11 protein-coding genes are annotated in these 13,083 nt (G+C 64.9%); 6 read left to right on the plus strand and 5 right to left on the minus strand.

The features are described 5' to 3' along the window. Positions 1-6: 6 nt before the first annotated feature. The 3 genes from AC07PT_RS09890 to zwf all read right to left on the minus strand — a co-directional run bounded on the left by AC07PT_RS09890 (position 7) and on the right by zwf (position 3,429). Positions 7-774, minus strand: coding sequence for a DUF3047 domain-containing protein (locus tag AC07PT_RS09890; protein WP_494656581.1), 768 nt, complete (start codon positions 772-774; stop codon positions 7-9). Between the two features lie 168 nt (positions 775-942). Then, complete coding sequence (locus AC07PT_RS09895) at positions 943-1,788, minus strand: MurR/RpiR family transcriptional regulator (protein ID WP_019576476.1); 846 nt, start codon at positions 1,786-1,788, stop codon at positions 943-945. Positions 1,789-1,923: 135 nt separating this feature from the next. Next, the gene (gene zwf, locus AC07PT_RS09900; protein WP_492347357.1) at positions 1,924-3,429 is read right to left on the minus strand and encodes a glucose-6-phosphate dehydrogenase; all 1,506 of its coding nucleotides are present in this window, start codon (positions 3,427-3,429) and stop codon (positions 1,924-1,926) included. A gap of 158 nt (positions 3,430-3,587) precedes the next feature. Between zwf and tal the strand changes: the two genes are divergently transcribed. Together tal and pgi are read left to right on the plus strand one after the other, a co-directional pair. Then, positions 3,588-4,535, plus strand: coding sequence for a transaldolase (gene tal / locus AC07PT_RS09905; RefSeq protein ID WP_494656582.1), 948 nt, complete (start codon positions 3,588-3,590; stop codon positions 4,533-4,535). A gap of 65 nt (positions 4,536-4,600) precedes the next feature. Next, on the plus strand, positions 4,601-6,187 hold the full coding sequence (gene pgi, locus AC07PT_RS09910) for a glucose-6-phosphate isomerase (RefSeq protein ID WP_494656583.1): 1,587 nt from the start codon (positions 4,601-4,603) through the stop codon (positions 6,185-6,187). A gap of 22 nt (positions 6,188-6,209) precedes the next feature. Here pgi and AC07PT_RS09915 read toward each other — a convergent pair whose 3' ends face one another. Both AC07PT_RS09915 and AC07PT_RS09920 read right to left on the minus strand, forming a co-directional pair. Beyond that, on the minus strand, positions 6,210-7,616 hold the full coding sequence (locus AC07PT_RS09915) for a sensor histidine kinase (RefSeq protein ID WP_492347354.1): 1,407 nt from the start codon (positions 7,614-7,616) through the stop codon (positions 6,210-6,212). A 10-nt stretch (positions 7,617-7,626) separates the two neighbouring features. Then, on the minus strand, positions 7,627-8,349 hold the full coding sequence (locus AC07PT_RS09920; RefSeq protein WP_492347353.1) for a response regulator transcription factor: 723 nt from the start codon (positions 8,347-8,349) through the stop codon (positions 7,627-7,629). Positions 8,350-8,560: 211 nt separating this feature from the next. On the opposite strand from AC07PT_RS09920, the gene AC07PT_RS09925 reads away from it, so the two are divergent. The 4 genes from AC07PT_RS09925 (at position 8,561) to AC07PT_RS09940 (ending at position 13,078) form a co-directional block, all read left to right on the plus strand. Next, a complete protein-coding gene (locus AC07PT_RS09925) occupies positions 8,561-9,811 on the plus strand; it encodes an ABC transporter substrate-binding protein (protein ID WP_492347352.1) in 1,251 nt (416 codons plus the stop codon). 133 nt (positions 9,812-9,944) lie between these two features. Then, positions 9,945-11,210 (plus strand): carbohydrate porin, encoded by a 1,266-nt coding sequence (locus AC07PT_RS09930; RefSeq protein ID WP_494656585.1) that lies wholly within the window; start codon positions 9,945-9,947, stop codon positions 11,208-11,210. Between the two features lie 142 nt (positions 11,211-11,352). Continuing rightward, entirely contained in the window at positions 11,353-12,231 is an 879-nt protein-coding gene (locus AC07PT_RS09935; protein WP_492347350.1) for a carbohydrate ABC transporter permease, read from the plus strand. Further along, positions 12,221-13,078, plus strand: coding sequence for a carbohydrate ABC transporter permease (locus tag AC07PT_RS09940; RefSeq protein ID WP_494656586.1), 858 nt, complete (start codon positions 12,221-12,223; stop codon positions 13,076-13,078). Before AC07PT_RS09935 ends, AC07PT_RS09940 begins: the two co-directional genes overlap by 11 nt. Positions 13,079-13,083: the final 5 nt, after the last annotated feature.

A 13,083-nucleotide genomic window follows, 5' to 3' on the forward strand; every position in this document is an offset into this window, starting at 1 on the left:
TGGTTTTCAGGGCTTGGCGGTGGGCTTCAACTGCAACTGCACCGGCCCATACCAGGCCTGGCTGTGGGAGCGGGTGTTGTCGGTGTCGGTCATGATGGCCACCCCGATCAAGGGGCCGGGGGGCTCGCCGAAGCAGCGTTGGTAGTCCGCCCGGATGTCACGCTCATAGTTCAACCACTGTCCCAGGTGGGTCGGGCCCGATTCGAGCACGATCTTGCGGATCCGGTCCGATCGCGGGCTGTTCAAGGTGCTGTCCTGAGGCAATTTGTTGCTCCACACATAGACCAGCGTGGCATAGGGCAAATCTTCGCCCGTCAGGGCACGCGCCAGTTCGGACATCATCGCGTTGCGCGTGGACAGCTTGCTGCGGTCGCCGTCAAAGGCCAGCATCACGCGCACCGGCGAGTCGTCGGCATCACGCTGTGTCATGTCGGCATCGGTGATCAGGGCCGGCACCTTCCAGGAAAACTTCAAGGCGCCCAGTCGCTCGGGTTCCACCCGCAACACCTGGCGCAGCAGGCTGGCCGAGGAGTCAGCCTGGGCCTCCACTGCGTCGCGTCCGTCCAGGCGCTGGTACTGGAAGTGGGTGATCTGCTTGCCCGGGAAGTGGTGGTTGCGCCAGGGCAGCGGCGCCAGGCCCTCGGGCTGCGAGGCCTGGGCCCAAGGGGATTGGGTGACCGCCTCGGCCGGGTAATCGTGCTCATGCCCGGTCTGGGTGGGTGCCAGGCTGCAGCCGGTCAGCGCGCTGACCAATGCGGTCGCGCCCCACACCATGACTGACTTCCAGCGGAGGCCAGGGAGGGCTCCAGACCTGATGCACCGAAGAGATTTGTTGTCCACGCCACACACTCCGTTGAGCTGGAGGGCCATCCAGCAGCTCCAGTTGATGCCTGCAGCTTGAAGACCGTGTGACGGCCTCCGACCGCGTTCCGGGTTCTGCGCTCAGGCGTATCGCTTGTTGCGCAGATTGTTCTTCATTTCCTTGAGCAGGGGCTGCAAGGGGCTGCCGATGCGCAATGCTACGCAGGTGGCAACCACGTCGATGATCATCAGGTGCAACAGGCGCGACACCATGGGGCTGTAGCGGTCATAGCCTTCAGGGTGGTCGGCGGCCAGGTGGATGTGCCCGGCCGAAGCCAGCGGCGAGCCACTGGCGGTGATCACGATGGTGGTGGCGCCGTTCTTGCGCGCAATGTCGGCCGCGTCCATCAGGTCGCGGGTGCGGCCCGAGTTGGAGATGATCACCACGCAATCGCCCGGGCCCAGCAGCGAGGCGCTCATCACCTGCATGTGGCCATCGCTGTAGGCAATCGAGGTGATGCCCAGGCGGAAGAACTTGTGCTGCGCGTCCTGCGCCACGATGCCCGAGTTGCCTACGCCGAAAAATTCAATGCGGCGCCCCGTCTTGTAGGTGCCGGCAATCGCTTCGGCGGCGCGCTCGAGGGCTGTGGTGCTGGCGTCGTTGCGGTACTTCAGGAAGGCCGCCACGGTGTTGTCGATCACCTTCACCAGCACATCGCTGGTCTTGTCGTCGGCATCCACGCTGCGGTGGATGAAGGGCACGCCCTCGCTCACGCTGCCGGCCAGCTTGAGCTTGAAATCAGACAGTCCGTCGTAACCCATGCTGCGGCAAAAGCGCACCACCGTCGGTTTGCTGACGTGGGCCCGGTACGACAACTCACTGACAGGCAGGTTGGCAAAGGCCCGGGGGTCGCTCAGAACCAACTGGGCCACCCGCTGCTCTGCCGGCGCCAGAGAGGACATGGAGGCTTTGATGCGGTCTAGCATGGCAGTGGACTTTCAGTGAGCAAAAAAACAGCGGATTCATGTCGTCAACCATTCAGGGTACAACAAGAATCCGCCTTCCATCCAGGCCTGGGTCGGCTTTTGCGCGTGATCGCGGCGGCTCAGAACAGCTTCTTCTCAGGCCTCTTCGCTCCAGCAATGGCCGTCACGCGCGATCATGGCGCTGGCGGCACTGGGTCCCCAGGTGCCTGCGGCGTAGGGGCGGGGGGGCATCTGGCCGGCCTGCCAGTGCTCCAGGATCGGTTGTACCCATTGCCAGGCCTCTTCCTGCTCGTCGCTGCGCACGAACAGGTTCAGCCGGCCGTCAATCACGTCAAGCAGCAGGCGCTCGTAAGCACCGACCCGCTCGTTGCCGAAGCGCTTGTCGAAATCCAGATCCAACTGCACCGGTGCCAGCGTCTGCGTGGCCCCGGTGCTCGAGGCCGTGGTGTTGCGCTGGGTTCGCCCTTCGGCCAGCAGGTGCAGCTCCAGCCCGTCGCGCGGCTGCAGGTTGATCACCAGCTTGTTGGCGGCACCGATCGGGGCCTTGAAGATCGGGTGCGGTGTGGGGCGGAAGTTGACCGTGATGTGGGCCTCCCGCGCCGCCAGCCGCTTGCCGGTGCGGATGTAGAAAGGCACGCCGGCCCAGCGCCAGTTCTCGATCTCGGTGCGCAAGGCCACGTAAGTCTCGGTGTCGCTGTCGGTCGGTACGCCGGCCTCGTCCAGGTAGCCTGGAACGGCCTTGCCGTGGCGTGAGCCGGCGCTGTACTGGCCCCGGATCACGTGTTGTGTCAGGGTCTCGGGCGTCCAGGCCTTGAGTGAGCGCAGCACTTTCAGCTTTTCGTCGCGGATCGCATCGGCGTGGGCATTGATCGGCGGCTCCATGGCGATCGCGCACAGCAACTGCAAAGCGTGGTTCTGCACCATGTCGCGCAGGGCGCCCGTGCTGTCATAGAACTGGCCGCGCTTTTCCACCCCCAGGTCTTCGGCGATCGTGATCTGGATGTTGGCGATGTTCTCGCGCCGCCACAGCGGCTCGAACAAGGCGTTGCCAAAACGCAGCGCAAACAGGTTCTGCACCGCGGGCTTGCCCAGGTAATGGTCGATGCGGAAGATCTGCCGCTCGCCAAAGGCACGCCCCACGGCCGCATTGATCGCGCGGTTGGAGGCCAGGTCGTGGCCCAGGGGTTTTTCGAGCACCACCCGGGTGCGCGGGGTGTTCAGGCCCGCTGCAGCCAACTGCTCGACCACGGTGGTGAACAGGGCGGGCGCCGTGGCCACGTACATCACCACCGTGGCGGCATCGCGCTCGGCCAGTGTGCTGGCCAGTGCCTGGTAGTCCTCGGGTTGGGACAGGTCCATGCGCACGTAGTGCAGCAAGGCCGCAAAACGCGCGAACTCTTCGGGGTTGGGCTGCTTCGGGCCGTCAACTTCGCGAAAGCGTGTCTCGATCAGACTGCGATATTGTTCGTCTGTGAGTTTGTCACGAGCGACGCCTATGATCCGACCGCCATCTGGCAGCGAACCATGTCGGAACGCCTGGAACAGGGCAGGCATCAGCTTGCGCCAAGCCAGGTCGCCGGTGCCGCCAAACAGGATCAGGTCGAAGCTCGCAGGCTTCACAATGTCAGGGGTGCTTTGCATGGCTCGGTAATGTAATTTGGTTTCGTAACTGAGTTTCTTGGTTTTTCCTGAAAACGCCAGGAAATTTGCAGTTCTTGTATTTTGTATTGAGATGTCGATGTAATCAAGTTACCATTTCGGCTTTGCGGGCATGAACAAGATTATTTTTTCAGGATGCCATGAACCAACTCGACGCACTTCGCCAGTTCACCACGGTGGTGGCCGATACCGGTGACTTCAAGCAACTGGGCGCTTTCCGCCCGCAAGATGCCACAACCAATCCTTCCCTGATCCTCAAGGCCGTGCAAAAGCCTGAGTATCAGCCGCTGCTGGCCCAGACCGTGCAGCATTTCCGTGACCGTCCCCTGGACGAGATCATGGACCGCCTGCTGGTGGCCTTCGGCCGCGAAATCCTGGCGCTGATCCCGGGGCGGGTCTCCACCGAAGTCGATGCCCGCCTGAGCTTTGACACGGCGGCCACCGTGGCCCGGGCCGAACGCCTGATCGAGCTCTACCAGGCCGCTGGCCTGCCCACCGACCGGGTGCTGATCAAGATCGCAGCCACCTGGGAAGGCATCCAGGCGGCGGCCCAGTTGGAGCGCAAGGGCATCCACACCAACCTCACCCTGTTGTTCTCGTTCTGCCAGGCCGTGGCTTGCGGCCAGGCGCGGGTGCAATTGATCTCTCCCTTTGTGGGCCGCATCTACGACTGGTACAAGAAGTCGGCGGGCGCGCAGTGGGACGAAGCGGCTTCTTCGGGGGCCAATGACCCGGGCGTGCAGTCGGTTCGCAAGATCTACGAGTACTACAAGCATTTCGGCATTGCCACCGAAGTGATGGGCGCCAGCTTCCGCAACCTGGGCCAGATCACCGCATTGGCTGGTTGTGACTTGCTCACCATCGCGCCCGATCTGCTGGCCCAGTTGGCGGCCAGTGATGCGCCGCTTGTCCGCTCGCTCGACGCCGAGGCCGCCAAATCGCTGCCGCTGAACCCGATCCAGTACGACGAAGCCAGTTTCCGTTTTGCCCTCAACGAAGATGCCATGGCCACCGAAAAGCTGGCCGAAGGCATCCGGGCCTTTGCGGCTGACGCCATCAAGCTCGAAAAGCTGATGCTCGCGGTTTGAGGCCTCCCCGGGCCCGGTCTTGCGCCGGGCCATCCGATGTTCGACCCGACCCACTCAAGGACTGTATGAAACAGCGACTTCGCTGCGACGAGACCCCTGCCTGGCCCCAACTGCTGTCGTACTTCGAGCAGCACGGGCGTCACTTTGACGTGCGTGCCGATTTCGAACGCGATCCGGCGCGTTTTTCACGCTTCAGCCTGAGCGCGCCGCATGTTTTTGCCGATCTCTCGAAGAACCGAATCGACGCCCAGGCCGAGGCCTTGCTGATGCAGCTGGCGCGTGAGACCGGGCTGGAGGCGCACCGCGATGCGATGCTGGCAGGTGAGGCCATCAACAGCACGGAGGGCCGGGCGGTCATGCACCACCTGCTGCGCAATCAGCACTGCACGGATCCGGATGGGGCGGTGCTGCCGGTGTTCCAGGGGACCGTGGCCGATGCGGCCATGCCCGACGTCAACAGCACCTTGCGCGACATGCTGGCCTTTGCCGAGAGCGTACGGGCCGACACCCAGATCACCGACATCGTGAACATCGGCATTGGTGGCTCCGACCTGGGGCCGCAGATGGCCGTGGTGGCCCTGCAAGCGCATGCGCTGCCGGGCAAGCGATTCCACTTTGTCTCGAATGTCGATGGCGATGAGCTGGGCGAGGTGCTGGAGCAGATCGACCCGGCGCACACCCTGTTCCTGGTGGCCTCCAAGACCTTCACCACCCGCGAGACCATGACCAACGCCCACAGTGCGCGGCGTTGGTTTCTTGAGCAGGGCGGGGCAGATCTGGCACGCCACTTCGTGGCACTGACCACCAACCTGGAGGCCGCCCAGGCCTTTGGTATCCGCACCACCTTCGGCTTTCGGGACTGGGTGGGGGGGCGCTATTCGATGTGGTCGGCCATTGGCCTGCCGCTGGCCATCGCCATCGGGGCCTCCGGCTTCCAGGCCCTGCTGGGCGGTGCCCACGCCATGGACCTGCACTTTGCCCAGACGCCACTGGAGCGCAACCTGCCGGTGCGCCTGGGCCTGCTCGATGTCTGGTACCGCAACTTTCATGGCTTTGCCAGCCGCAGCGTGGCGCCTTATCACCACGGCCTGCGCCGTCTGCCCGCCTACCTGCAGCAGCTTGAGATGGAGAGCAACGGCAAGCGGGTCGACCTGCAGGGGCGCAGCCTGGGCTTCAGCACCTCGCCCGTGGTCTGGGGCGAGCCCGGCACCAATGGCCAACATGCTTTCTTCCAGATGATCCATCAGGGCACCGACGTCGTGCCCGTCGAGTTCATCGCCGTGCGCGAGCCGGCGCATGACCTGCCGGGCCACCATGCCCAGCTGGTGGCCAACGCCCTGGCCCAGGCCCAGGCCCTGTTGCAGGGGCGCAGTGATGCCGGCGGACACCGGCACTTTCCGGGCAACCGACCCAGCACCTTCTTTGTGCTGGAGCGCATGGACCCGGCCACCCTGGGCGCGCTGGTGGCGCTTTACGAGCACCGTGTCTTCGTCAGTGGTTCGGTGTGGGGCATCAACAGCTTTGACCAATGGGGGGTCGAGCTGGGCAAGCAATTGGCCCAAGACATCCAGCCCCGCCTGGCCACGGGTGATGTGCGCGGGCTGGACGCGTCCACGGCCGGTCTGCTGCGCCAGTTCCGTCCGCGTTTCTGACGCCTTCAGAAAAACGCTGGCTTCAGCCCACCGGCAGGCGCAGGCCCACCTGCAGCCCGTGCGGCTGCAGCGTTTGGGCAAAGACCTGGCCGCGGTGGCGTTGGGCAATCTCTTCGACGATGGCCAGCCCCAGGCCGCAACCGCCCGCCTTCTCACTGCCCCGCCAGAAGCGCTGGAACAGATGGGGCAGTTGCTCCTCGGGCACACCAGGCCCGTTGTCCTCGACGGACAGTTCGACCTGAGCCGGGCCCTGCGGACGCACCCGCACGGTCACCACACTGCCGGGGCCGGCATAGTGCAAGGCGTTGTCCAGCAGATTGCTCAAGGCCTCGCGCAGCAGCAATGGGTTGCCTGGCAGGCTCAGATGCTCTTCCCCCTCGTAGCCCAGGTCCACGCCAGCGGCCAGGGCCCGGGCGGTCCAGTCACGGGCCACCTCGCGGGCCAGGTTGGGCAGGTCCAGCGGTTGCAGCTCCACTGTCGTCTCTGAACGGGCCAGTTGCAGCAACTGGTGCACCAGGTGGGCACTGCGCTGGGCCGCGGCACGCACCTTGATCAGGCGCTCTCGGGCCGGCGAGTCCTGCATCTCGTGCAGGGCCAGGTCGGTTTGCCCGATCAGGCCGGCCAGGGGGGTGCGCAGCTGGTGGGCGGCGTCGTTGAGAAACTGCTTTTCCTTGACCTGCCCCTTGGCCACCGCCGCCAGCAGGCGGTTGATGGTGCTGGCCAGCGAATGCACCTCTTGCGGTGCGGTGCTCAGGGCCACGCTGGGCAGGGGCTCGTGGCCGGGTTGCGGGCTGGCGCCGATCAGTTCGATCTCGGCCTCCAGCCGCTTCAGCGGGCGCAGGCCCCGCAGTACCCCGGCATAGACCAGTGCACTCAGCACCAGACCCATCAGCCCCATGGGCAGCAGGATCTTTTCCAGCAACTCGTGGGCGATGCGCTCGCGCACCGTCAGGCTCTGGGCCACCTGCACGCGCAGGCGCTGCTTGCTGCCCGGCGAGCCGTAATCCACCTCCAGGGACACCACGCGCACCGGGCGTTCATCCACCACCCCCGCGTAGAGCACGGCTTCGCCGGGCTCGGCCTGGGCCTTGTCGGCCGGGGGCGGCGGCAACTGGGCATTGCCCAGCAGGAAACGACCCGGGGGCGAGGACACCATGTAGCTGATGCGGTCGGCCGGGTCTTGCTCCAGGATGTCCTGGGCCGCCTTGGGAAAGTCCACCAGCAGCCCATCGCCGATCGGCTTGATCTGCCGCGCCAGGGCCTTGACCGACTGGGTCAGGCTCTGATCGATGCCGCGCTCGCCGTTTTCAAGGGCCACGCGCCAGGCCAGCACGCCCCCAGTCAACCACAGCACCAGTTGCGGCAGCAACAGCCACAGCAGCAACTGCCGTTTGAGGGAGACCCCGGGCAGGGGCGGCGGGCGGGCCATGGGGGGCGCCTCAGGCCGGGGGCTTTTCAAGCATGTAGCCCAGGCCCCGGATGTTGCGGATGTTCAGGTTCGAGGGGTCCAGCTTCTTGCGCAGCCGATGCACATACACCTCAAGTGCATTCGAGTTCAAGGGCGCCGCAGCCTGACCCGGCTCGGGCGGCACCGCGCGCCAGGCGGCCAGCACGTCGTCACGGGTCACCACTTCGCCGCAGCGGTTGACCAGCAGCTCCAGCAGTTCCCATTCGCGCTGGGTCAGCTCGAGGGCTTCGTCGGCCAGGGTGGCCTCGCGGGTCTGGGGGTCGATGCGCAGCGGCCCCACGGTGCTCCAGTGGCCGGTGGCTCCCGCCGTGGCCTGCGAAAAGGCGGGCAGTCGGGCGCGCCGCAGCATGGCTTGCAGCCGGGCCTGCAGTTCGACCATGTTGAAAGGCTTGGTCATGTAGTCGTCGGCCCCGGCGTTCAGCCCCTGCACGCGGTCGTCCAGACCGTCGCGTGCCGTCAGGATCAGCACCGGCAGGCCGCTCAGCTTCTTGCGCGCCCAGGGCAGCAGGGTCAACCCGTCTTGTCCGGGCAGGCCCAGATCGAGAATCATGCCGTCGATGCCCTCGCGCCCGAGCACGGCCTGGGCTTCGGCCACGCTGCCCGCGCTGCGCACCGCATAGCCCAATTGCAGGAGTTGCCCGGTCAGGGCATCGAGCAGGAGTTCGTCGTCTTCAACGATCAGGATCGTGATCATCGTTTGAGCATATCAAAGGCCATGGCCTGAGCTGGTGGCTTTCTGGCCTGCTTTGCGCGGGCTGAGCGCAGGGGGCGACGCGGTGGGCCGGTCTCTTAGGGGTAAGTCCTGATGGGGGCATTCATTATTTTAATTAAATTAATGAACGCGATGCGGCGAGTGACACGCCCACGTGTGAGAGATGATCCAACACTACAAAGGAGATGAGGGCATGTTCAAGTTGTCGAAACTTGCCGCACTGGCGGTGGCTGCCGGCGCCGCGCTGTCGGTGCAAGCCGGTGAGGTGGAAGTCCTGCATTACTGGACTTCAGGTGGCGAAGCCAAATCGGCTGCCGAACTCAAGAAGATGATGCAGGCCAAGGGCCACACCTGGCGCGACTTCGCCGTGGCCGGCGGTGGTGGTGACAGCGCGATGACGGTGCTCAAGAGCCGCGTCGTGTCGGGCAACCCGCCTTCGGCCGCCCAGGTCAAGGGCCCGGCCATCCAGGAATGGGCCGCCGAAGGCGTGCTGGCCAACATGGACAGCGTGGCCAAGGCCGAGAAGTGGGACGAGTCGCTGCCCAAGGTCGTGGCCGACGTGATGAAGTACAAGGGCAGCTATGTGGCCGCACCGGTCAACGTGCACCGCGTGAATTGGCTGTGGGCCAGTTCCGACGCCCTCAAGAAGGCCGGCGTGGCCGCCATGCCCAAGACCTGGGACGAGTTCTTTGCCGCGGCCGACAAGCTCAAGGCGGCTGGCCTGGTCCCGGTGGCCCACGGGGGCCAGAACTGGCAGGACTTCACCACCTTCGAGTCGGTGGTGCTGGGCGTTGGGGGTGCCAAGTTCTACCAGGACGCCCTGGTCAAGCTCGACGACAAGGCCTTGGGCAGCGACACCATGAAGAAGTCGCTCGAAACCTTCCGCCGCGTCAAGTCGTACGTCGACCCCGGCTCGCCGGGGCGTGACTGGAACCTGGCCACCGCCATGCTGATCCAGGGCAAGGCGGGCTTCCAGTTGATGGGCGACTGGGCCAAGGGCGAATTCGTGGCCGCGGGCAAGGTGCCTGGCAAGGACTTCATGTGTGCCGCAGCCCCGGGCACGGCCAGCAGCTTCACCTTCAATGTGGACTCGTTCATCCTGTTCAAACTCAAGGAGGCCAGTGCCCAGAAGGCTCAGAGCGATCTGGCTGCGGCCATCATGAGCCCGGAGTTCCAGGAGGTGTTCAACCTCAACAAGGGCTCGATCCCGGTGCGCCTGGGCATGAAGATGGACAAGTTTGATGACTGCGCCAAGCTGTCCTCGAAAGACTTCGTCGAATCTGCCAAGGGTGGCGGGTTGGTGCCCAGCATCGCGCACGGCATGGCCGTGGCCCCAGCGGCCGAAGGTGCCCTCAAGGATGTGGTCAGCCAGTTCTGGAATGACGACAAGGTCAGCGTGGCCGACGCCATGAAGAAGATCGCTCAGGCCGCCAAGACGCGGTAAGCCCCGGGGCACGTTCCGCCCCATCCCCTTTTGCACAACCGTTCCCCGGCAGACCCGGCGGCCCAGGCCGACCGGTCGGGCGAAGCCATGCCCGGGCACGGCCAGAACACCTCTTGAATTCGGAGACCTAGACATGAACAAACATTCCCCCTCCCTGTGGCAACTGGCCCCTGCGGCCTTGCTGGCCTGCAGCGTGAGCGCTCAGGCGGCTGACCCGGCTCCCCTGTCAGAAGCCACCACCCAGCAGATCGAGGCTGTGGTCAAAAAGACCCTGGACGACAACGGCGTGCAGCTGTTCGGCTACGGCCGTGGCGGCTTCTACTCGGCTTCGGGCAATCAGCAAAAAGGCCAATACCAGCTCGGTGGCGACCTGCAGCATTACCGCCTGGGCAATGAGGGTGACAACTACATCGAGTTCGGCATCGGCAAGAAATGGGACCTCGGTGGCGGCCTGAAGTGGGGCACCTACTACATGCCCAAGGTGTACAACGGCAACACCGGCACGGCCCAGGTGTACGCCGACATCACCGGCCTGGAGTTCGCCCCTGACCTGACCCTGTGGGCCGGCCAGCGCTACCACCGTATCCAGGACATCCACATCCTGGACAACTGGCTGATGCAGGACGGTGACAACTACGGCGCCGGTGTGGATGGCATCCGCGTGGGCAGCAAGGCCCGCCTCAATCTGGCGGTCTACACCCAGGGCTCGTCAGACAACAGCAACGCCAGCAGCAACAATGCGCGCCGCGCCAACTTTCAGCTGCGCGACCTGCCGGTCAACCCAGGCGGTCGTCTGACCTTGACCGGCGCCACGATCAACGGGCGCTTCGGCATCGGCCAGAACGGTGGTGCCCTGGGCCTGTTGCACAACCAGGCCGACTTTCTGCTGCCGGGCCTGAACAACTCGCTGTTTGTCCAGACCTCCTCGGGCCACGCAGGCCTGGATGGCAAGTTTTACGGCCTGGACAACGCTGGGGTAGCCCAGGCCGGCGCCAAGCAAACCCGCATTGCCGAGGTCATCGACTGGCAACTGGGTGCCTTCGGTGGCCAGGCGCTGGCCAGCTACCAGACGGTCGAACCGGACAACGCCGCCAAGTACAAGGACACCTCGATCGGGGGGCGCATGTCTTACGGTGTGGCGCGCAATGTGAAAGTACTGCTCGACGTGGGCATCACCTCGCGGGCCATCGATGGGCAAGCCACCCAGCACCTCAACAAGGGCACCCTGGCCGTGGCCTTCTCGCCCGACAACAAGTTCTGGACTCGTCCTGAATTTCGCGTCTACCTGAGCCGCTTCAACTGGAACACGGCCGCAGGCGCCGCCAACGCCGCCACCTTCGGTGCGGGTGGCCGCAGCAGTGCCACCACGGTGGGGGCACAGGTCGAGTACTGGTGGTAATCGGGTATGCCGGGGGCAGGGCGACTGCCCCCGGTCTGCGGGTTGGTTCTCCAAGGCGTGATCCGCCTTTTGATGCGGGAGCGCCTGGTGCTCCCGCCTTTTTTGCTTGAAGGGCCTTTGGCATGTCGATGCCCCGTGAGTCATGAAAAATTCCTTTGAAAACTGGCTGCCCCGCCTGGTGGTGGCCCCCGCCTTCGTGCTGGGCTTTGCCTTCATCTATGGCCTGATGGCCTGGAACGGCCTGCTCAGCCTGTCGGCCTCGCGCATGCTGCCCAACTACGAATGGGTGGGCCTGATGCAGTACGACAAACTCTGGGCCATGGACCGCTGGTGGCTGGCCCTGCAGAACCTGGCCATCTTCGGCGGCGGCTACGTGCTGGGCTCGCTGGCCATCGGCGTGGTGCTGGCCGTGCTGCTGGATCAGAAGATCCGCGCCGAAGGCGCCTTGCGCACCATCTACCTCTACCCCATGGCGCTGTCCTTCATCGTGACGGGCACGGCCTGGAAGTGGCTGCTCAACCCCGAACAAGGTCTGCAGCAACTGGTGCGCGGCTGGGGTTTCGAGCATTTCACCTTCGACTGGCTGGTCAGCACCGATCACGCCATCTACTGTGTGGTGATCGCCGGCATCTGGCAGAGCGCGGGCTTTGCCATGGCCTTGTTCCTGGCCGGCCTGCGTGGGGTGGACGACAGCATCATCAAGGCCGCCCAGGTGGACGGCGCCTCGCTGCCCCGCATCTACTGGCGCATCGTGCTGCCGGCGCTTCGTCCGGTGTTCTTCAGCACCCTGATGGTGCTGTCGCACCTGGCCATCAAGAGCTTCGACCTGGTCATGGCCCTGACCGCCGGTGGGCCCGGTTACGCCAGCGATGTGCCGGCCACCTTCATGTACACCATGTCCTTCTCACGCGGGCAGATCGGCCTGGGTGCCGCCAGCGCCACCATGATGCTGGCCACCGTGGCCGCCCTGGTGGTTCCCTACCTCTACAGCGAATTGCGGAGCAAGCCCCATGAGCGCTAAATCCTTGCTGGCGCGGCTGCCGGTCTACCTGACCTTGCTGGCTGCCGCCGTGTTCTTTTTGTTGCCGCTGTACGCCATGCTGGTGACCTCGCTCAAGACGGCCGAAGAGATCCGGGCCGGCGACCTGCTGGCCCTGCCCCAGTCGCTGAACTGGGCGTCCTGGTCCATCGCCTGGTCTCAGGCCTGCACCGGGGTGGACTGCAACGGCCTGCGGCCCTTCTTCTGGAACTCGGTCAGCATGGCCGTGCCGGCCGTGATGATCTCTACCGTGTGGGGCGCCCTGAACGGCTATGTGCTCAGCCTGTGGAAGTTCCGTGGCAGCGACACCTTGTTCGGCCTGCTGCTGTTCGGCGTGTTCATGCCCTTCCAGGTGGTGCTGCTGCCCATGAGCCAGGTGCTGGGCTGGCTGGGCATCTCTAGCTCGATCGGCGGCCTGATCCTGGTGCACTGCCTGGCGGGGCTGGCCGGCACCACGCTGTTCTTCCGCAACTACTACAGCGCCATTCCACGTGAACTGGTCAATGCAGCGCGCATCGACGGGGCCAGCTTCTGGCAGATCTTCTGGCGCATCGTGCTGCCGCTGTCCACCCCGATCGTGATGGTCACGCTGATCTGGCAGTTCACCAACATCTGGAACGACTTTCTGTTCGGTGTCACGTTCTCGGGCACCGACTCCAAGCCCATCACCGTGGGCCTGAACAACCTGGCCAACACGTCCAGCAGCGTCAAGGCCTACAACGTGGACATGGCGGCCGCCATCATCGCGGGCCTGCCGACCATGGCCATCTACGTGCTGGCAGGCAAATTTTTTGTGCGCGGGCTCACGGCCGGCGCAGTCAAGGGTTGAGAGGT

This window comes from Curvibacter sp. GW821-FHT09D12, assembly GCF_059416245.1.

Bases quoted from the DNA above. Each gene is read 5' to 3' on its own strand.
- zwf (WP_492347357.1), bottom strand. From the start codon at position 3,429: ATGCAAAGCACCCCTGACATTGTGAAGCCTGCGAGCTTCGACCTGATC.
- AC07PT_RS09890 (WP_494656581.1), bottom strand. From the start codon at position 774: ATGGTGTGGGGCGCGACCGCATTGGTCAGCGCGCTGACCGGCTGCAGC.
- tal (WP_494656582.1), top strand. From the start codon at position 3,588: ATGAACCAACTCGACGCACTTCGCCAGTTCACCACGGTGGTGGCCGAT.
- AC07PT_RS09895 (WP_019576476.1), bottom strand. From the start codon at position 1,788: ATGCTAGACCGCATCAAAGCCTCCATGTCCTCTCTGGCGCCGGCAGAG.
- AC07PT_RS09935 (WP_492347350.1), top strand. From the start codon at position 11,353: ATGAAAAATTCCTTTGAAAACTGGCTGCCCCGCCTGGTGGTGGCCCCC.
- AC07PT_RS09920 (WP_492347353.1), bottom strand. From the start codon at position 8,349: ATGATCACGATCCTGATCGTTGAAGACGACGAACTCCTGCTCGATGCC.
- AC07PT_RS09925 (WP_492347352.1), top strand. From the start codon at position 8,561: ATGTTCAAGTTGTCGAAACTTGCCGCACTGGCGGTGGCTGCCGGCGCC.
- pgi (WP_494656583.1), top strand. From the start codon at position 4,601: ATGAAACAGCGACTTCGCTGCGACGAGACCCCTGCCTGGCCCCAACTG.
- AC07PT_RS09915 (WP_492347354.1), bottom strand. From the start codon at position 7,616: ATGGCCCGCCCGCCGCCCCTGCCCGGGGTCTCCCTCAAACGGCAGTTG.
- AC07PT_RS09940 (WP_494656586.1), top strand. From the start codon at position 12,221: ATGAGCGCTAAATCCTTGCTGGCGCGGCTGCCGGTCTACCTGACCTTG.
- AC07PT_RS09930 (WP_494656585.1), top strand. From the start codon at position 9,945: ATGAACAAACATTCCCCCTCCCTGTGGCAACTGGCCCCTGCGGCCTTG.